At 62.1% G+C, this 18,996-nt stretch carries 20 protein-coding genes and 2 pseudogenes; 7 read left to right on the plus strand and 15 right to left on the minus strand.

What is annotated here, in order from left to right:
- Window positions 1-46 precede the first annotated feature (46 nt).
- Window positions 47-385: a co-chaperone GroES gene (locus tag LB538_RS19615; RefSeq protein ID WP_224528441.1), complete on the minus strand. Its 339-nt coding sequence runs from the start codon at window positions 383-385 to the stop codon at window positions 47-49.
- A gap of 494 nt (window positions 386-879) precedes the next feature.
- On the opposite strand from LB538_RS19615, the gene LB538_RS19620 reads away from it, so the two are divergent.
- Window positions 880-1,140, plus strand: a complete 261-nt coding sequence (locus LB538_RS19620) for a hypothetical protein (protein ID WP_140721212.1) — start codon at window positions 880-882, stop codon at window positions 1,138-1,140.
- A 561-nt stretch (window positions 1,141-1,701) separates the two neighbouring features.
- On the opposite strand, the gene LB538_RS19625 is transcribed toward LB538_RS19620, so the two are convergent.
- The 4 genes and pseudogenes from LB538_RS19625 to LB538_RS19640 all read right to left on the minus strand — a co-directional run.
- Window positions 1,702-1,929 carry a hypothetical protein gene (locus tag LB538_RS19625; RefSeq protein WP_224528443.1) on the minus strand — a complete coding sequence of 76 codons (228 nt, stop codon included), beginning with the start codon at window positions 1,927-1,929 and terminating at the stop codon, window positions 1,702-1,704.
- A gap of 7 nt (window positions 1,930-1,936) precedes the next feature.
- Entirely contained in the window at window positions 1,937-2,182 is a 246-nt protein-coding gene (locus tag LB538_RS19630) for a hypothetical protein (protein ID WP_224528447.1), read from the minus strand.
- Between the two features lie 84 nt (window positions 2,183-2,266).
- On the minus strand, window positions 2,267-2,968 hold the full coding sequence (locus tag LB538_RS19635; RefSeq protein ID WP_224528456.1) for a Crp/Fnr family transcriptional regulator: 702 nt from the start codon (window positions 2,966-2,968) through the stop codon (window positions 2,267-2,269).
- A gap of 103 nt (window positions 2,969-3,071) precedes the next feature.
- Window positions 3,072-3,317: pseudogene (locus LB538_RS19640) on the minus strand (helix-turn-helix transcriptional regulator); the annotation flags it as partial.
- A gap of 96 nt (window positions 3,318-3,413) precedes the next feature.
- Here LB538_RS19640 and LB538_RS19645 point away from each other — a divergent pair.
- Window positions 3,414-3,812: a VOC family protein gene (locus tag LB538_RS19645; protein ID WP_224528460.1), complete on the plus strand. Its 399-nt coding sequence runs from the start codon at window positions 3,414-3,416 to the stop codon at window positions 3,810-3,812.
- Window positions 3,813-4,417: 605 nt separating this feature from the next.
- Here LB538_RS19645 and LB538_RS19650 read toward each other — a convergent pair.
- The 5 genes from LB538_RS19650 to LB538_RS19670 are packed head-to-tail and all read right to left on the minus strand — an operon-like array spanning window position 4,418 to window position 9,698.
- Window positions 4,418-5,524 (minus strand): class I SAM-dependent methyltransferase, encoded by a 1,107-nt coding sequence (locus LB538_RS19650; protein WP_224528464.1) that lies wholly within the window; start codon window positions 5,522-5,524, stop codon window positions 4,418-4,420.
- A gap of 18 nt (window positions 5,525-5,542) precedes the next feature.
- Complete coding sequence (locus tag LB538_RS19655) at window positions 5,543-6,121, minus strand: DUF3726 domain-containing protein (RefSeq protein WP_224528467.1); 579 nt, start codon at window positions 6,119-6,121, stop codon at window positions 5,543-5,545.
- A complete protein-coding gene (locus LB538_RS19660; protein WP_224528471.1) occupies window positions 6,118-7,773 on the minus strand; it encodes a hypothetical protein in 1,656 nt (551 codons plus the stop codon). Before LB538_RS19660 ends, LB538_RS19655 begins: the two co-directional genes overlap by 4 nt.
- Window positions 7,770-8,774, minus strand: coding sequence for an Ldh family oxidoreductase (locus LB538_RS19665; protein WP_224528475.1), 1,005 nt, complete (start codon window positions 8,772-8,774; stop codon window positions 7,770-7,772). Before LB538_RS19665 ends, LB538_RS19660 begins: the two co-directional genes overlap by 4 nt.
- A 15-nt stretch (window positions 8,775-8,789) precedes the next feature.
- A complete protein-coding gene (locus LB538_RS19670; RefSeq protein ID WP_224528478.1) occupies window positions 8,790-9,698 on the minus strand; it encodes a LysR family transcriptional regulator in 909 nt (302 codons plus the stop codon).
- A 100-nt stretch (window positions 9,699-9,798) separates the two neighbouring features.
- Here LB538_RS19670 and LB538_RS19675 point away from each other — a divergent pair, with 100 nt between their 5' ends.
- From LB538_RS19675 to LB538_RS19685, 3 genes are all read left to right on the plus strand, one after another.
- A complete protein-coding gene (locus tag LB538_RS19675) occupies window positions 9,799-11,247 on the plus strand; it encodes an aldehyde dehydrogenase family protein (protein WP_224528483.1) in 1,449 nt (482 codons plus the stop codon).
- Window positions 11,244-12,242, plus strand: a complete 999-nt coding sequence (locus LB538_RS19680) for a membrane dipeptidase (protein ID WP_224528488.1) — start codon at window positions 11,244-11,246, stop codon at window positions 12,240-12,242. Before LB538_RS19675 ends, LB538_RS19680 begins: the two co-directional genes overlap by 4 nt.
- A gap of 708 nt (window positions 12,243-12,950) precedes the next feature.
- Complete coding sequence (locus LB538_RS19685; protein ID WP_224528491.1) at window positions 12,951-13,175, plus strand: multiprotein-bridging factor 1 family protein; 225 nt, start codon at window positions 12,951-12,953, stop codon at window positions 13,173-13,175.
- Window positions 13,176-13,254: 79 nt separating this feature from the next.
- Here LB538_RS19685 and LB538_RS19690 read toward each other — a convergent pair whose 3' ends face one another.
- The gene (locus LB538_RS19690) at window positions 13,255-13,596 is read right to left on the minus strand and encodes a hypothetical protein (protein ID WP_224528502.1); all 342 of its coding nucleotides are present in this window, start codon (window positions 13,594-13,596) and stop codon (window positions 13,255-13,257) included.
- An 849-nt stretch (window positions 13,597-14,445) separates the two neighbouring features.
- Window positions 14,446-14,643, minus strand: a pseudogene (locus LB538_RS19695) (EAL domain-containing protein); the annotation flags it as partial.
- Between the two features lie 516 nt (window positions 14,644-15,159).
- Between LB538_RS19695 and LB538_RS19700 the strand changes: the two are divergent.
- Together LB538_RS19700 and LB538_RS19705 are read left to right on the plus strand one after the other, a co-directional pair.
- Complete coding sequence (locus LB538_RS19700; RefSeq protein ID WP_224528505.1) at window positions 15,160-15,462, plus strand: hypothetical protein; 303 nt, start codon at window positions 15,160-15,162, stop codon at window positions 15,460-15,462.
- 37 nt (window positions 15,463-15,499) lie between these two features.
- A complete protein-coding gene (locus LB538_RS19705; RefSeq protein WP_224528509.1) occupies window positions 15,500-15,754 on the plus strand; it encodes a hypothetical protein in 255 nt (84 codons plus the stop codon).
- 338 nt (window positions 15,755-16,092) lie between these two features.
- Here LB538_RS19705 and LB538_RS19710 read toward each other — a convergent pair whose 3' ends face one another.
- Genes LB538_RS19710 through LB538_RS19720 form a run of 3 tightly spaced genes read right to left on the minus strand, consistent with a single transcriptional unit; the run spans window position 16,093 to window position 18,988 of the window.
- Window positions 16,093-17,064 carry an ABC transporter ATP-binding protein gene (locus LB538_RS19710; protein WP_224528511.1) on the minus strand — a complete coding sequence of 324 codons (972 nt, stop codon included), beginning with the start codon at window positions 17,062-17,064 and terminating at the stop codon, window positions 16,093-16,095.
- On the minus strand, window positions 17,061-18,071 hold the full coding sequence (locus LB538_RS19715; protein ID WP_140541243.1) for an ABC transporter ATP-binding protein: 1,011 nt from the start codon (window positions 18,069-18,071) through the stop codon (window positions 17,061-17,063). The genes LB538_RS19710 and LB538_RS19715 overlap by 4 nt, the downstream gene beginning before the upstream one ends.
- A complete protein-coding gene (locus tag LB538_RS19720; RefSeq protein WP_224528513.1) occupies window positions 18,071-18,988 on the minus strand; it encodes a dihydrodipicolinate synthase family protein in 918 nt (305 codons plus the stop codon). The genes LB538_RS19715 and LB538_RS19720 overlap by 1 nt, the downstream gene beginning before the upstream one ends.
- Window positions 18,989-18,996: the final 8 nt, after the last annotated feature.

The raw sequence follows: 18,996 nt of genomic DNA on the forward strand, positions 1-18,996 counted from the left end.
CCCGTTCGAAAATTGGAGTGCGCCGTTTGCCGTGAAGACTGCCCGGTCAGGCGGCGTTCTTGACGGCCACTGTCTTGTCGACAATGCCGGTCTCGCTCTTGTCGATGATGCCCATGATGTCGGCTTCCTTCATGATTAGAAGGTCCTCGCCATCGATCTTGACCTCGGTGCCGGACCATTTGCCGAACAGGATGAAGTCGCCGGCTTTCACATCGGGCACGATCAAGGCGCCGCTTTCGTCGCGTGCTCCCGGGCCGACGGCGATGACTTCGCCTTCCTGCGGTTTCTCCCTGACATTGTCGGGAATGATGATGCCGCCCTTGGATTTGGTATCGCCTTCGGCGCGGCGAACGACGACGCGGTCGTGGAGTGGCCGGAATTTCATGGGGAACTTCTTTCTGTGGCCGGCATTGGGCGGCCGCTGCCTCTGTATAGGCGGGTTGGCACTCGATAGATAGGAGTGCCAGAATTATTTCTCGCCGATGGCCAAGAATTCGAATGAAATAAATTCGAGCCGCGCAGAAATTCATCCGCGCTTGTGGGAAATTTTCTGCCGGCTTGAATTTTGCGGGCGTGCGTCTGTTATTTCAAGGGACAAATAAAAAGCGTCTCGACCTTGTTTAGAACTCAAATGAGGCGCATAGGTAAAACTCGTTGATTTGGTCGAGTTGGCTTTGTGTCAGAGCCCCGCCATTCACCACCGAATTCTCGAAAACGAGTGCAGCGCCGGTCCGGCGCACATTTCGTTCCGTTCGAACCCCTGGAATGACATCGACGCTGACCACGGATGTACTGGCAGCGTCGGGCATCATTCCGGTGGTTCGAGTGGGAATGATAGGGAAACGCGCAGGCGCGGGTTTCCGCTGAAAGCCGCAACAAATGACCAGCCGCACCACACCAACTATCGTTCGCTTCAAGTCGGCGTTTTCGCTGCCCGGCTTTGATGCACCGCAACCACCCGGGGACTACCGCGTCGATCACGACGAGGAAGCCCTCGAAGGAGCTTCCCTGATCGCGTGGCGCCGCGTCGCCACCTTCATTCACCTGCCGGCCATCTCCGCAAGCGGTGCTACGCGGCAGATGGTGCCGATCGAACCGGCATCGCTCAAAGCCGCACTGGAGCAGGACCAGAGACAATGATGAGAACCACGATGATGCAACGCAACGCACACCCGGTCCGCCGCGAAGCCGCAACGCATCTATTTGCCCTCGGACAATTAACGCGAGGCCATTGTAAGCGGGCTAAAGACACGGGTTTCATTCTGGTTTGCTGGTGAGCCTTTCAACTGTCGCAATGATCGCCTTGGCAAGCGCCTCCTCCTCCGTGGAAGCGGCCGGCGAGGCAGTGGATCAAACTGGGGCTGATTGGCTGTGTGAAGCATCTGCACGGGCGAGGATGACTTGCGCCACGCGTCGTTGCAGGATTTTCGAGAAGACCCCGCCTAAAGTCGATCCGTTCGATACGGCTCTGTTGGGACGAAAACCCAACATTGCCGCTGCTTCTCTAGTTCGACCTGCATCTCGTCCCCAAAATGCCCGCTGCCAGGGGGACAGACAACGGGCTTTTTCATGAGGGGACTTATTGGAGAGTCGGCTACATCCCTGAGGAATCGACCGCCTACCGTAACAATCTAGCGAGGGAAATGTTCCATATCGGGACGAATGGCCCGCCACTGCCGCTGACCGGCAAGATGACGACGATCAGGGAACCCCCGCGTCGAATTCAATCGCAAACCCAGCGTCGATCGCGCTTCGTGCAATGTAGTCGCCCAGTTCCCAATCCGTCATTTCGCAAAGCGGGAACATTTCTCTAAGGCCCCGGATGACCTCGGATATCGAAACGCTCGAATTGTCGACCTTATCGATCAGGTAACAGATAATCGCTTGGCGAACGTCCGATGCAGTGAGCGTCTGCGCAAGCGCGGGCATCGCTGTCCTACGAGTGGAGCCGCGTTTCCGCGCTGGCGGCCGTTGTCACGTCGAAGGCGACGGGCACACCATGAACGATGCAGGCGGCCGCCAACATCTCCTCCAGTTCGTGGTCGGTGGCTCTGCAGGCCGGCATCAGTATTCGGATTGCGCGGATTGCCTGTGCGATGGAAAGGAAGCAAGCCCGGCCTCTGGAAAGGACATAAGCTTCGGTCGCCTTTTCAACCGTAACGCTTTGAAAAGTGTTGGTCATTGCGAGTTCCTCCCTGAACCCAAACCAGCACGATTTACGGCCAATATTCGGCCGTCTACAAGCTTATGTCCGATTCCGGACAATTCAGCCGGGGGCAATGCCGAAGTGGCGTTGCTCCTCCTCCCCATAGGCGCCTCTCGTGAGCTTTATCATTCCGGCGCGGTCGACGATTGTGATCTCGCCCCGCCTGGCATGGACCAGTCCCCTATATTCGAGCATTTGGAGGGCCGCAGTAACGCCGGTGCGCCGAGAGCCGAGCATAGTCGCGAGAAATTCGTGCGTCAGGTTGATCTTGCTTCCCCCCACGCGGTCGTGGACCATGAGCAACCATCGGCCCAGTCGTTCTTCGATCTTAGAGTGACCGTTGACCAGTGCCGTTCGGGATGACTGAACTAGGAATGCGTGGGCGTAGCGAAGCAGCGACTCGCGAAGGGTCCGGCTTTCTGCAATCGCAGCGCGAAGATTTTCAACAGGCAGGCACCAGCCATTGCTGGCGACTTGAATATAGGTTGCGTTGGGAGAACTGTCCTGACCGAGAATTATCGTAACCCCTGTCATGCCGTCGCGACCGATGATGCCGACTTCGCTCTGTCGTCCTCCGGTCATGGTGGCAACCACCGATGCGATACCCGTCTCTGGAAAATAGATATGCTCGATCGATTGATAGGGTTCTTCCAGCCGGGCGTTGATAGCGAGTTCGACACGATGCATGGACGGCTGCAAAACCGCAAAATCCTCTGCAGCAATAGTTTTCAAAATGTAGTTGCGAAGATTGAGTTGAGGCATGGCTCTCTCCCTAACGGGCAAGAGCACGTACCTCTCACTGTCGGCTGCATCCGAACATCTGGCGGCCGATATCCAGGAGCATAAGCCTCGGGCGGCCGACTAGCAATATGACGGCGTGCGCGCATTGCCAAGTCAGCATTAGTGGCGGCGTGTCATAGCGACCGGCCAGAACGTAACCAAAGCCAGCTTCCCCTTCGATCGGAACACGCTGGCCGATCAGGTCAGCCACGTCGCGATAGACCGTGCGTTTCGACATCTCAAGTTCGGCGCCCAGCGCTGCCGCCGTCACGGGCCTGCTGGAGCGGCGCAGGATCTGGATGATCTGGAAAAGGCGATCGGCGCGGCGCACTGCTGTCTCCTGCTGCCATCATGCTGGCAGCAGCCCTATGCCACAAGGCACACGCAGGCCACCGCGTTCGCCGTGGCCAACCCGCGAGGATCCGTCATGAAATTTGCTTCGACCCGTTTGATCGCCGCCGATATCGCTGCCGTCGTGCGCTTCTACGAAACGCTCACCGGGACAACAGCCGACTGGCTCGCCCCGGTCTTTGCCGAAATTGTCGTGGCTGGCGGGGTTATCGCGATCGGCGGGGCGGGAACGGTCGCTCTTTTCCGTGAAGGCAGCGCGCAACCTGCCTCTAATCGCACGGCCATTCTCGAATTTTTGGTCGCGGACGTCGATGCCGAATTTGCTCGTCTGAAGGAAACCGTAGAAGTCGTTCAGGAGCCTAAGGACATGCCTTGGGGCAACCGTGCCGCCCAATTCCGCGATCCGGAAGGTACGCTGGTTAGCCTGTTCACGCCCGTGACCGATGCGGCCAAGCTGCGCTTCGGGTCGCGATAGACCAGGGTGAAAGTCCAAGCCTGGCTGCGACATCCAGACGCGCCAGCCTGTAGACCACGCCCCCAGGCGGAAAAGCTCCCTACGACGGTAAAAGTCGATACTTTAATGCAGATGTGCGTCCTTCACCGGACGGTTACCTGCTATCGCCGTAATGATCTCTCTTTCAGTGAGACTGACGTCGAGAATATGCGGAAAGCCGTGAAGGCGATTTCTAACAAGTCAGACTTGGATCAGGCTGCCAAGGACTAAAATTGGCAGTATGGTCAGTACAGGCTGAATCTGGCTCTTAGCCAGCCGACATCCGAAGTCTGTGCGGCGGCTAGGACTGAAGCAGCATTGCTACTTCCTCAGGCGATCAATCCAGACAAGAACCCGTTTTAAGGTTCAGGTCACGCGTCGCACGTGATCCAACTGTACGCCGCCCACGCGTGAGCGGCACATCACTTACTATAGACGCGCTCCAGCGGCCATCGGCTTCGATGTTTCTTGTGGCACAGAGGCGGTTCGGGGGCGGAGGCCGTGAAACTTCAAGAATGGACGTCCAGTTTGGCCCGGAGGATCGTCATCTGAACGTTTTCAGGAAGCTTTGCGCAAAATCTCGCTACCTACGACTTGACGATCTCTGTCACGCAGTGGACGTAATCCATGCGGTGCCCTTCAGGGGCGCGCGCGACGTCGGCTTCATAAGCTCCGTAGAGATCGTCGACGATTGCGGAACGGTCGTTGGCGGGACGCGAGGGATCGAGCGCGTTGGCAAAAACGGTTTCAGACCAGGAGCGGAGCGTAGGCACGTAGGCCCTGGCGAAATCCTGCGCATTGCCATGGACCCGAAAGGCCTCGGCGTAGGGGCACGGCGTCACCATGGTGAAGATCTTTTCCAGCCTCAGTCCGGCTTGCGACACCGGCGAGGCCGGATCGCGGAAGGGCGCGGCGAACTCATCCGGCGTCTTGTAGAACTGCTGGAATGTCGCGTTGACATATTCCGTCTCGCTGATCCGTCCCGCCGCAAGCAGATCGCGCCAATGGCGCGCGAAGCTGTCGAACATGTCGACCCCTGTCGTATGCCCGAGATAGCGCCCTTCCTCGTCGACGCAGAAATTGGCCAGCGCCAGCCGGCCGCCGGACCTGAGCTCGCGGGCCCTCGCCAGCAGGATCATCTCCCAATCGCGCAGCCCCTGGGCGCGAAACTGCGCCCGCTCGGCTTGCGTCGCGCCGACCGCCTGGACATGGTCGGCGATCATGCAGGGCCGCTTGCTGATCCAGTGCATCGCCGTGGCGGAAAAGCCGAACGACAGCGAATTGTCCGGCAGGATCTGGCGGTAGAAGCTGGTGCCGCTGCCGAAGATGTAGAGGCCGGGCGTCTCCGCCAGCGGAACCTCGGTGGAGGTTCCCAACAGTCCTTGGCTCAGCCGGAACAGGGTCGAGAAATCATTATGGGGCAGGTCGGTATAGGTGATCGATATCGCCCGATCCGGTTCCCTCTCCCGAACGGCGCCAACCAGCCGCCGCATCATGTCCATCGAGGTGCCGCCGTCGGCCGCGCCGAAATCGGCGACGGCGAATGGCTGGCCATCGGCCAGCCGAGGCATCCCGGCGACTGCCTTGACGACGAGATCGCCGACCTTGTCGATGACGTATTTGGCGCCGACGGTGTTGGCCGAGTAGTAGCCCGCCCCACGCATGGCGATCTTCTGGCCGTCGGCTGCACTCATTTTCTTCTCCCCTTGTTGTTATTCATCGTCCACCCGGCCTCCGCCAGCTCCGCGCATGCGCGATCGCTCGCTTTCCGGCACATAGGTTCTGACAGCGAAGGAATTGAGCGCGGCAAGCGTCCGCTCGTCGATCGCGCCGCGCCGGCCTGTGGCCGGCCGCTCGATTTCGGCGCGATGTTCGATGACGACATCGGCGCGCTTCGCCAGCCCCGCAGGTCGCGCGACGCGCATGGCCGAGCGGCGCAGCATGGCGTCGAGCCAGACCGGCAGACCGACACCAATGATCGCCAGCGGCAGCGCGCTCGCCGGAAGCGGATCGTCGAGCAGCAGGGCCGCGGTTCGGATCGGACAGAGTGGCATTTCGGCAGATTTGTCGGCATTGCCTTTTCGCCAGCGCGCAGCGCGGGCAGGGTCGGGCACCGCGAAGGACTGCGTGTTTTCGGCAAGGCTCAGCATGGCCATGCCCCAATTGTCGTCCTCGACCGCGAGCCGGCGCGCCGCGCGCCCGATATCCTCGGCCAGTCCCCAGGAAAATCCCGCACCCCGCGCCGTCTTGGCGCTGAGCGTCTCCACCTCGTTGAGCGACAGGTCGATCACGCGGCTTCTCCAGCCGATGCGGCGCTGGCGACCTCCTCGATCAGGGGCTCGCCGCTGAACAGCGCGATCCGCAGCCAGCGGTCCGAGCGGGGATCGAAGCTGCGCGCGCCGAAGAACGCCAGCTTGGCGCGCAATATGTCGACGGGCCGCAAATCGGCGCCGATCAGATTATCGTGAATCTCGGCATAGGGGAATTTCGCAACGATCTGGGTGCGCCGCACCGCATGGCGCCATTCGGGCCGGCGCAGCAGGAATTCCGCGACACTGGCCGAGGCCGGCTCCTGCGCCAGCGCGGCCGCCAGACCGAGCGCGTCGCGCGCGGTGGCCAAAGGCTGTTCGAGCTCGGCGCCGTCCTCCTCGAACCGCTCGCCGAGCCGGGGCTCGAGCTTCTCCGCCGATACATACCAGAAGCGCGCATTAGCGGAGGGCTCTGTGAAGTCGATTGCCCCCGCCCATGAATAGCAGTCGAGAAGCGCCTGGCGCAGCGAGCCGCAGTCCATGGCGCCGTCGATGGCATGGCCGGGCGTCTCGTCGGCTTTCATCGTGTCGCCGAGCTCGTCGACCAAGGCGCCATGCGGCTCGAGGACCAGGGAGACGCAAGCCTCCTGCCCTTCCAGGGAGAACTGCTCTTCCGCGAAGCGATAGACCGCATCCCACGGCCGCGGCTTCGCCAGGAGCCGGTCGAGATTTTCGGCCAGCGTGTCGAGATCGGCGGCTAGGGACCGGGTGGCGGCGGCCTGGCGGTCGTCGTCGCTGTGCCAGCGACCAACGCGCTGCGCCAGGTCGGCGAGCGCCTGCGCGAAAATTCTGCGTTCCGCCACGGCGGCCTGCGGTTCGGCGCGCACCCGCGCCAGAGCGGTTTCGCGGGCCAGAAACCAGCTATGCGTCAGCAGCGGGTGGCGCACGAGGAAGGGCGCCATGCCGAGTCCCGTCGCGTTGCCGACCCCGAGCGCCCGGCGCAATTCCGGCGCCAGTCTTGCCGCGCCGGCCGGATTGCGGCGACGGGCGATGTGATCGACCAGATCGAGCGTGAAGGATCGGATCAACCAGACGGTGAGCATCTCGGCCTGGAAAGACCCGGCAAGTTCCGGACGCGCGGCGATCTCGTCGCGGTCGGCGATGCCGAACTTGCCGTTGCCGTAGACTGCCGTGGTGCGTAGCAGATAGCCGACGCCAAGCAGTTGCTCCTCGTCAGGCTGCCGTCCCTGAGCCAGCGTTGAAGCCACGTCTTCGAACAGCCGCACGCTCTTGTTGGCGCGCGCCAGCACCAGCTCGCTTCTGGTGTATCGGCCCGCCTCCTGCAGCGGAGCGTTCGCCTCCAGCCGCGCGATTTCGGCGGCATCCGGCAATCCGTCGTAAAGAACGTAGCTCGTATCCCAAGCCTGCGCGATCACCCGGTCGGACCGCTTCTCGTCGTCAAGCGGCGTCGAGAACGCGACCAGGCTGTAGGTTCTTGCCGGCGTCTCGACGGCATACACCGCGCGTCCAAATCCGTTGTCGTCGAGGTCGAACAGGTGCTTGCGCACACGCCATTTCTCACTGGTGGCACGGCGGATCAATTGGCGCAGGAAACTGAGACGCGTCGGATGCGCCGCGCCAAGCCGCTGCAGTCGCATGACGATTTCCGGCGGGCGCAGCGGAATCGCCGTCATGCGGCGGTCCCGGCCAGCCTTTCAAGCGCGGCGAGCGCTTCGGCCGCCACCTCGATGCCGTCTCTGCTGTTTTGTTCGCGCGCGCCGAAGCGCCTTGTGCCCGGAAGCCTCGTATCGCCGACGAAGGCGCTGGCGATGGTTTCCAGGTTGCCCGAGAACGCCCCGGCCGACGTTGCGTCGGGCGACACCGCCAAAAAGAACTGCCCGGTTCCGGGCGGACCTCCGGCGGTGCCGGAGAAGGGGCTGGCGACAAGCCCGGGGTTCGCCCCCGTCAGGCATGCGGCGAAGATCTCCACCAAGAGCGCCGAGCCGACGCCCTTGTAGCCACCCGCCGGCGCCATCGTGCCCTTCAACGCTTCGCCGGCATCGGTCGTCGTATCGCCGCTTGCGTCGAAGGCCCAGCCGGGTGGGATCGGCTCACCCGCGCGGGCGCGCTTCATGACTTCGCTCTTGGCGACGACACTGGCGCTCTGGTCGATGACGAAGCGCGCCCCGCCCTGCCCGTCCGGGACAGCTAGCGACCAGGGATTGGTGCCGAGGGCCGCCTTGCGGCCGCCCCAGGGTGCGATTGAGGCCGGCGCGTTGGTGAAGCCTAGCCCGACCAGGCCGGCTTGGGCGATCCGCTCGGTGTGATAGCCGAGCGCGCCGCAATTATAGGAGTTGCGGATGGCGAGCGCCGCCACACCTTGCGATCGCGCCGCTTCGATCAGGGCCGGCAGGCCGAGGGCGATGGCCGCATGCGCAAAGCCGTTGGCGGCATCGACGGCGACGACCGCCGGAGTCGGCCGCGTCAGGCGTGGTTCGGCCTGCCCCAGCACCTTGCCGCAGATCAGGTGTTCGCAATAGGTCGATAGATACATGAGCCCATGCGATTTCAGGCCGTCGCGTTCGGCCGCGGCGATGCCGGCGGCCAGCGCCTCGGCCTGCCGCTCGCTTGCGCCGTGCCGCATCAGCGCAGCGCGCGCGAGCGTTTCGATGCGGGCTTGGGTCAGGCGTGTCATCCCCTCACCCACCGATCATGCCGCGGCATAGCCGAACTCCCCTTCGCTCGCCCGCGTCTGCAGGCGGATGCATTCGATGAAGCGCAGCGACGCCGGCTGCAGGTTCCGGCCCTTCTTGGCGATCCAGCCGACGGTGCGGCTCGAACGCGAATCGGCAAGCGGCAGGAAGCGCACGTCGTGGCTCGATTTCCAGCGGCAGAGCCGGGGCAGGATGGTGACGCCGAGCCCGGCCTCCACCATCGCCAGATTGGAGCTCACATTGGTCGCGGTGAGCTTGGAGCCGGCGGCAAGCGCTTCGGTCTCGGCAAGCCCCAGTGCCGCGGCCGCGCCATTGCGGATGAAGCTCTCGCCGTCGAGCTCAGCCCATTTCAACGGGCGCTTCGATCTTGCCAGGGGATGGTCGGCCGGGCAGACGAAATCGAGCGGCTCATGGAACAGCGGCTCGAAACGAAGCTGTGGCCGCCTGATCGCAAGCACGCACAAGCCCACCTCCACCATGCCGTTCTCGACCGCCTCGACGATAGCGCTGGAATCGCTGTCTCGGACATGAATGTCGAACTGGCCGCCCTCGGCGCGGAGCTTGGCGATGGCGCGAGGCAGCAAGGTCACCGCGACCGAAGGCACGCTGGCCACCTCGCAGCGCCCCTGCCGGTCCGCCGCGTAGCTGGTCATTGCCAGACAGGCGCGGTCGTAGTGGGCGATCATCGCGCGCGCCTCGTCGAGCACCACACGGCCGACAGGCGAGAGCGCGCCCTTGCGTTCGCTCTCGAACAGCGGTGCGCCGATATCGTCCTCCAGTTGCTTCAGGGTCATCGACACGGCCGAGGGCGTGCGGCCGATCTGGTCGGCGGCGGCGCGCACGCCGCCGGTCTCATAGACCGCGACGAAGCTGCGCATGCCGGTCAGGCTGATGGTTTTGGTCACTGTTAAGCTTGCCTGAACATTTGTGCCAAAAATTGAGCTTGATTGAAGTTCACCGCATTGGTTAGGTCGTTGTCAACCCAATTGATGCAGGTCGAACAGGATGCTGAGCGGTCAGAACTTCGTTGCAGGCGAGTGGCGCGACGGTGCCGACTGGGTCGAGGATATCAATCCGTCCGACGTGACCGATGTTGTCGGGCGTTTCGCGCAGGCACGGCCGTCCGACATCCATGACGCCGTCGCGGCGGCGCAAGGCGCGCAACGGAAATGGGCGGCGGCCGGGCTGGAAGCGCGAGCCGCCGTTCTGGACGCCATCGGACGCGAGTTGATGGCGCGCTCGAAGGAGCTTGGCGAGTTGCTGTCGCGCGAGGAGGGCAAGACCCTTCCCGAGGGCGTCGGCGAGGTCTATCGCGCCGGCCAGTTCTTCACCTATTTCGCCGCGGAGGCCTTGCGCAATCTGGGTTCCTCGTCCGATTCCGTCAGGGCCGGCGTCGATGTGCTGATCGAGCGCGAGCCGCTTGGGGTCGTCGCGATCATTTCGCCCTGGAATTTCCCCATCGCCACCGCGTCCTGGAAGATCGCGCCGGCGCTAGCCTTCGGCAATGCCGTTATCTGGAAGCCGGCCAGCGTCACGCCGGCCAGCGCCTGGGCGCTCACCGAGATCATCAGCCGGCAGGCGATCCCGAAGGGCCTGTTCAACCTGGTGATGGGTTCAGGATCGACGATCGGCCGTGAGCTTGCCGCCAATGCCGACATACAAGGGCTGAGCTTCACCGGCTCCGGCGCCATCGGCTCCGGCATCGCCGCGCTCGCCGCCGCGCGCTTCGTGAAGCTGCAGCTCGAAATGGGGTCGAAGAATCCATTTGTGATCATGGACGATGCAGACCTCGATCGCGCCGTCGACCTTGCCGTGAACGGCGCCTTCGGCGGCACCGGTCAGAAATGCACGGCCTCGTCCCGCCTGATCGTCCACCGGCCGGTGCATGACGCCTTCGTCGAGAAGCTGCTGGCGAAAACAAAGGCCCTGAGGGTCGGCCATGCGCTCGAGGCCGGCGTCCAGATGGGGCCGGTCGTCAGCGCCGAGCAGCTCTCGGCCAATCTCGATTATGTGACGCTCGGCATCAGCGAGGGCGCCGAGCTAGCGACCGGCGGCGAGGCGCTCGATCTGGCGCATCGCGGCCACTACATGGCGCCCGCAGTGTTCCTCAACGGCCGTTCGCGCATGCGCATCAACCAGAAGGAGATGTTCGCGCCGATCACCTGCGTGATGACCGCCGACGATCTCGACGAGGCGATCTTTCTTGCCAACGATACGCCCTATGGGCTGACGGCCGGCATCGCCACACGCTCGCTGGCGCGCGCCACGAAGTTCCGCCACGCCTCGCGCTCTGGCTGCGTCATGGTCAACCTGGCGACCGCCGGCACCGACTATCACGTGCCGTTCGGCGGCGTCCGCGCCTCGAGCTACGGGCCGCGCGAGCAAGGCCGCGCCGCGGTCGAGTTCTACACCCAGGTCAAAACGTCCTACATCCACGCGGGCGCGCCCGAATGACCAGCGACGCGCCGCAGGTGCTCATCGACGGGTTGCAATACTGCAAGTGGTCGCGCGCAATCTTCGAGGAGATGCGCCGGGGCGGACTGACCGCGGTCCACGCCACTGTCGGCTATCACGAAGGCTTTCGCGAGACGGTGCGCCATCTCGTCGATTGGCGCACTTGGCTTCGCGATAATGAGGACCTGATCCTCCTGGCGCGCGATGCGGGCGACATCGAGGAGGCGCGGGCCTCGAACCGGACGGCGATCCTGCTTGGCCTGCAGAACCCGATGCCGATCGAGGACGACATCGGCCTGATCGAGATGCTTTTCGATCTCGGCATCCGCTTCATGCAGCTCACCTACAACAACCAGTCGCTGCTCGGCTGCGGCTGGATGGAAAAGGAGGACAGCGGCCTGACGCGGATGGGGCGCGAGGTGATCGCCGAGATGAACCGGCTCGGCATGATCATCGATCTGTCCCACGCCGGCGAGCGGACCGCGCTGGAGACGATCGCGCTCTCCGAGCAGCCGGTGGTCGTCAGCCACGCCAATCCACGCTGGCTGCGCGACAGCAACCGCAATGTCTCCAAGGCCCTCTTGCAGGCATTGCGCGCAAAGGAGGGGCTGCTCGGCCTTTCGCTCTACCCGCTGCACCTTCCGAACGGCTCGGACACGACGCTGGAGCAGTTCGGGAAAATGGCTGCGGAAGCGGCCGGGATCATGGGACCTGACCATCTCGGCATCGGCTCGGATCTCTGCCAGGACCAGCCCGACAGCGTGGTGCGCTGGATGCGCGAAGGCCGCTGGACCCGCGAGACACAGGCGGCGGCAAGTTTCCCGCAGCAGCCATCCTGGTTCAGATCGAGCCTCGATTTCCCGAAGTTGGCGCAAGGCCTTTCCTCGGCGGGGTTCGGTGCGGCCGAAACCGCGCTTGTTCTTGGCGGCGCCTGGCATCGCTTCCTCGAGGCCAGTCTGCCTTCGACCCGAGATTCGCCAGCCACCAGTAGGTAGATTTGCCCCGCATGATGGCGCTGTGGCCTTGAAGATGAAACCGCTTTCAGGTGTCACCGGACGCCGCCATCCTTTCGCAGGCGAAGTCTGCTTTTAAGAAGCGGCAAAAGTCACCTCGATGATCGAGATGGGTCGCAAAACTGCCGTTCGCGTCGCAGGTAGCTTGCGTGTCAGACTCTCCCGGTCCTACCGGTCTTCGCAGCACCAAGACAGACCCATCACGCCCGACGCTGTAGAAAACATCGTACGCTCTCCGAGTGGGGGAAAGGCGGTAGTGCTCTCCCGACTCGAACCCCTGATCACGTTCGTAATGTATGAGGCACTTTGGGCGCCATCCAGTGGCGCATCGGGGCGCAGCGTGGGGCCGGCAAACTCGCTATCGTACTGATGGCCGACCGGGCCCAACATGTGCGGCGGCTTCGGAACCTTGCGATCAGAAAAAGCGCTGTGGGATCGCGTGCGCCGCCGAAGGGTTTGGCAAAGCAAAGGCGGAGTGGCTGGCCCGGTCTGGTCGGCAACGCCGTAATGGTTTGGAACCGGCGGTTCGCCGCGGAGTTAGCTTGTACCCGTCAAGGGTGATTTCACCCAACCGGAAGAACTCCGATGGCAACAAGCAAGAAAGCCGCTGCCGCTGATAAGGGTCTCGCGGACCTTCGGCAAGTTGGCACGGTCAGTCGGGACATAAGCCGCTAGACATGGACAGCTGAGATGGTGGCCGAGCTGACTCCAGAGCAGTCGAAGGCCGCGCGAGCCCTGCTTAACTGGTCACAAGTCCGTCTGAGTGCCAAGTGCAATCTGAGTGAGGGCACCATACGCGATTTTGAGAATGGTATTAGGACGCCGCGCCCGTTGAAGGTCGCAGCCATCCGTCAAGCATTCGAATCGGCGGGCGTGGTATTCGTCTCAGGCGCGAGTCCTATCCTGAGTAAATGACTTCCATGGAAATCCGCGCATTAAAAAACCCGCCGGCCGGAAGTAGCGGGCTTATCCAGTTCGCCTGAGCTTCGATAGATCAGGGCGGAGGCGGCGGCACAGGTGGGACCGCGACGATTGCGGAAAGCTTCGCCTTGCGACCCAGCGTCGGCTGCTCGTAAGTCTTCTTCATGAGAATTCCCCCGGTTTCGATTGATCCCTCAAACACGATGACACTGTCCCGTGCCTTCTCTGGTTGCCAAGCTGCGAGAAACAAAGTTGCACCGGATGGTTTGGGCCTGTCGACCAAGGGCAGAGCATCATCACGACCTATTATTTCGACGTCGACAACAGCTAATTCATCTCCGACGTAGATGGTGTCAATCTCCCGCGGCAAGGAAGGAGCCGTGCGGGCTGCCGGCGAGATGATAAACGAGAGCAAACATTCTTTCTGGAAGTATACGAAGCCTCGGATCATGAAAGTGACGGACGATGAAAATCATCTCCTGTTCACGCTTCAGGTCGCGGCGAAAGTCCCATCAGGGAATGCGCTCTACATACCGCAAACGGAGGCTGTGCACGGCTAGGCCGCCGTCCGACAAAAAGCCCGCCGGCCAGAGCCAGCGGGCAGTACTGGAGTAGCCTGGGGCGCGAAGTGGCAACGTGCGCGGCAGGCTACTCGGGAACAGCGCAAAAGCCCGAGTTGTTCCCCCGACACCTGTGTCTTGCCCGTCAGTCGTAATACGCGTCGGACAGACGTCTTATCCGCCAACTCATAAGTCCCGACGACGCAACATATTCCGTAGATCTTCATTTGGGAGTGCTGGCGAGCATAGTCCCTTCATCGCCAGTTCATGGATGCCCACCATTACCTGCGACGATGGTGGGCATCCATCAGCCTAAAGGTGCCGGATTGCCGATTCCCCAAGAGCTTAACGACGAATATCTCACCTTTGAGTGCCCACGGTGCGAACGCCCCATCGTTCGAAAAGGCACGTGGTTTAAAACCATATCCTCATTCAAATGCCCGTCCTGCAACGCGGCGCTGAGGCTTGGATACCCCGAAAAGCTGCACCTGTTCGAGAAGCACAAGCGTCTGACCGGGGGACCTCACGAACCGGCGAACCCGCCTGCCTGAACCAAGCCGTGGCTAGCCGTACGACCTGTATGGATCGCATCGCACGCCAATCTTGCTCCATTGATCGATTATCAAGCTCTCAAATGGGCTGCTTCTTCGAATAGGGCAAAGACCTTAGACTGAGGTAGGGGCGACCGAACAGCCAACCCTGTCGGTACAGCCATTCTCCCTGATCAACTGATACTGTTCCTCAGTTTCGACGCCCTCGGCTGTCGTGGTCATGCCGAGAGTGGCCCCAAGTTCGGCGACGGCCTTGACGATCGCCCGGCTTTCGCTGCTTTCACAAATCAGGCTGACAAAGCTACGATCGATCTTGATGCGGTCGAAAGGGAAAGAGCGCAGATAGGTTAGGCCGAAGCCTATTGTTCGCCTGAAGGCATTCATCCGCGATCCCCTACCAATCGGCAGAGGTTAGTGTTGTCCGGCTTAGGAACCGCTAATGATCCACCGAGATGGATTTCTAATCTAACAAAAATAGGACCTTTACTCGCCGCAGTCACTGGGTGCGAACGGCCGGTAACGGCTGCAAATAGCAGCGCTTATCTTTAAAGGCGGGCTAACTCCCTCCGCCCGCTCGCCGCACTGTCGGAGGCTATCGAACGAAACCGACCGCCGGCTCTAACTATTGATTTCCTGCCCGACAGCTCAATTGGCACCACCGCAGGCGTGAATGATCCGTGTCATGCCACCACCAAGTTTTGGCGCATGCTCCTTCGGCATTTGCGGCAGCGAACCTTCCGCACGAGGGCAGACACAATCCAGAAACATTCAGGAAAAACTGCAGAAATCATTCAAGCGTATCATGCTCTGGAGGGATCAGTTCATCGGCTGCAGCAGTGCTGCACTTGCTCGGGTTTGCGACAAGCGATGCACAGAATCTCGATCAACTTGATGGGTGCGTTGCTCAGCTTGTCGCTCGCTACGGCAGCGACCGGACCCTCCACCTCAAAGGCGGCGCCGCTCACCCGGACCGAGCGTTGCACCATTCTCAGCCGTCAAGTCGACGAAGCCCTCAAAACGCATGCCGCGGCAACGCAGGTCACCGCGGCGAAAGCTCTTCAGAGAAAGGGAAACCGGTACTGCGCCAAGAAGAAGGAGGCGCAGGGAATCCGGATGCTCGCGAAAGCTTTGAAGCTGCTTGGAGTAACACCCATCGATCCTGATGGGTGACGCTCAACCCCCGACTTGCCAAACAAGGAATAGACACATGAAAAAGTCTCTTCTGTCTGCCGTCGGTCTTGCATTCGCGCTCGCCGTCTCGATGCCAGTTCTCAGCCCTAACGACGCCGCCGCGGCTACGAAGCCAGCGCCAGCAGCGACGGCCGCAACTGGCTCTGCACCCGCTTCGGATGCTATGACCATGAAGAAGGCTAAGAAGCACGTAACGAAGGCCTGCAAGGCGACCAAGAAGCACAAATGCCCGGTGAAGCACAGGAGGAGCGCCGCGAAGAAGGCCTATTAAGGTGTGAAGTATTGCAAAGAAGGCCGTCCACCTCCGCATATACCGGGATGGCCTTTTTTGCTCCCGCCTGCGACTGAGTGGGCGCAACGACCGGCTCTTCGTGCCGGCCCGCTCTTTTCGTCATGGACAGCAGCAGGCTCGTTACGCGCCCTTTGCGGCGTCCTCGATCAACCTGACCACGAAGTTGCGGCATCTCTGGCCCGGACTTATCCCCTATATTTCCAACCTCCTCCGCCCCATTGCGGGTACAGAAACGGACACCTCCCCGCTCAACTGCGCGCTGACTGTGAATGTCCCAAAAACGTATCAGAACTACTCCAATTTTTAGGCTGCCATGTTCAGCCTATGTCGTCGCGAATGCATGCCTTCATACGTCCAGGAGCTATCTCCCGTAGCCGTGGCACGGCGCCGGCACAGGCAGCCATCGCTGCGGGACAGCGCGTTCTGAAAACACATCCCGACGGCGGATTGGCGGGACTTGGGATGTCGCCTTTCAGTATCTGCCGTTGCTTCCTGGCGAACGCATCTGGCGATGGGACGGCCGACAGCAATGCCCGTGTGTAGGGATGCCCAGGCCGGACATAGAGATCGGTCGCGGGCGCGACTTCCATGATGCGTCCGAGATAGAGAACGATGACCGTGTCGCAGATATATTCGACAACGGCGAGGTCATGCGAAATGAACAGCATGGTGAGGCCAAGCCGGACCTGGAGATCGCGAAGAAGATTGATCACCTGGGCCTGAATAGACACGTCGAGTGCCGAGACCGGTTCGTCCGCGACGATAAACTCGGGCTCCAGCATAAGGGCTCGCGCGATGCCGATGCGCTGGCGCTGGCCGCCCGAGAATTCATGCGCGTATCGGTCATAGGCATCGACCGGCAGTTCGACGGTGGCGAGCGCCTTTTCGGCGCGGGCGCGGCGCTCGGGCCGACTACCGATGCCCTGGATATCCAGGCCCTCGGTGAGGATCTGGCCGATAGTCATGCGCGGCGACAGGCTGGCGAAGGGATCCTGGAAGATATACTGCATGTTGCGCCGTTGACGTCGAAGCTCCCTTGCCCCGAGCTTGACGATGTCCTTGCCGTCGAAGCGTATCTCGCCTGAGGTCGGCTCGATCAGCCGCAACACGGAACGGCCAATTGTCGTCTTGCCGGAACCGGATTCGCCGACCAGCCCGACCACCTGACCACGTGGAATGTCGAATGAAATATCCTGCAGTGCCTTGACCACAGGTCCGCGCGAGAACGCTGTCGGCGGGAAATGCTTGGTCAGGTTGCGAACGGACAGATAAGGAGCCGGCGCGCTCATAGCTCCTCCCAGCGGATGCAGCGGCTCGTTTGTGTCGGCGATACCTGCAACAGCGGCGGCACGGCGGCGCGGCAGGAGTCGATCGCCATCGGGCACCTTGGAGCAAAAGAACAGCCTCCGGGCAGCATGGCCAGCGAGGGGACATTGCCGGCAATCGTCGGCAGCGGTGTGCCGGCCGCCTTCAGCACCGTTGCTTGGCCAAGTCGCGGTGCCGATCGCATCAGGCCTGTCGTGTAAGGATGGCGCGGCCGGGCAAAGACTTCGCCAACCGGGCCGGTCTCGACGATGCGGCCGGCATACATGACGGCCACGCGGTCGGCGATTTCCGCAACAACGCCAAGATTGTGGGTGACGAAGAGGATGCCCATGCCGCGTTCCGCCTGAAGAGTGGCAAGCAGATCGAGGATCTGCGCCTGGATCGTCACGTCAAGCGCCGTCGTCGGTTCGTCGGCAATCAGCAATGTCGGGTTGCATGCGAGCGCCATGGCAATGGTGGCCCGCTGACGCATGCCGCCCGAGAGTTCGTGCGGGTATTGTTTCGCGCGCCGCGCGGGGTCCGGGATGCCGACCTGCATCAGCAAGCGCACCGCTTCGGCTGCCGCCTCGCGATGCGATTTGCCAAGATGGATGCGCATCGGCTCGGCGATCTGCTCGCCGATAGTGTAAACCGGGTTCAGGCTGGTCATCGGCTCCTGAAACACCATGCCGATATCGTTGCCGCGCACGCGGCGCAGTTGCTCCGCGTCCAGCCCGGTCAGCTCGGTGACGGAACCGTCGCGTCGTCTGATCGAGATATGGCCGTGAGCGATATGGCCGATCTTCGGCGCCAGGAGCCCCATGATGGAGAGGCTGGTGACTGACTTGCCCGAACCGGACTCGCCGACCAGCGCCACGGTCTCGCCGGAGCCGATCTCGAGATCAACGTCCTGTACGGCCGCAATGTCGCGCCCCGCAATGCGAAACACGGCACGCAATCCGGCAATCTGGAGGATCGGCGCTTCCATGATCAGCCAAGCAGGCCGACGTCGCGCAGGATCGCGTCGACCTTGGCGGTTTCCTCGGCATTGAGATCGCGCTGCGGGCGGGCCATCCTGTTGGTGGCGATGATGCCGAGGCTGCGCATGGCGGTCTTGAAGGAGCCGACGCCGGCTGAACCGGCACTGGTGCGCCCGAGCGCGATCCAGACGATCTCGAACAGCTTCAGCAGGCGTTCCTGCTCGACGCGGGCCTCGGCATGCTTGCCGGCCTGCATCAGGTTCCACATCTTGACGTAGCCGTGCGGGTCGACATTGGCGATGCCCGGCACAACACCATGCGCACCCATGGCGAGAGCAGTATCGACCATGATCTCGGAGCCGGTCATGCCGAAGAAGCCGGCATCGCCGGCCATGTCTTTCAGTACATAACGCAGATTGCCATCGTCGCCGCTGGAATCTTTCAGGCCGGCCACGGTGCCTTCCTTGGCAAGCGTCACCGTCGTCTTGCGATCGAGCTTGATATGGACGCAGACCGGGATGTCATAGGCAATGATCGGGATGTCGATCGCATCCTTGATGTAGCGGAAATGATCGATGATCTCCGGCTGGCTGGTGCGCGTGTAAAAGGGCGCGGTGACCACGATTGCATCGGCCCCGGCCGATCTGGCGATCTTCGAATGGTTGATGACACGGTCGGTGGTCGGATCGATGACGCCGGCGAAGATCGGAACGCGGCCGTTGTTGACCTTCACTGCGTGCTCGATGATCGCCTTGCGCCCGGCTTGGTCGTGGAAAACCACCTCGCTGGTCGAGCCAAGCACGAACAGTCCGTGGACGCCGCCGTCGAGCAGGTTCTCCAGCGTCCGGGTGAACGACGGAAAGTCGATGCTGTAGTCGTTGTTGAGGGGGGTAACGACTGGCGGCACGACGCCGGTAAAAAGTGGCATTTTAAAAC

Source organism: Mesorhizobium sp. Ca11 (assembly GCF_020165275.1).
Classification (GTDB): Bacteria; Pseudomonadota; Alphaproteobacteria; order Rhizobiales; family Rhizobiaceae; genus Mesorhizobium.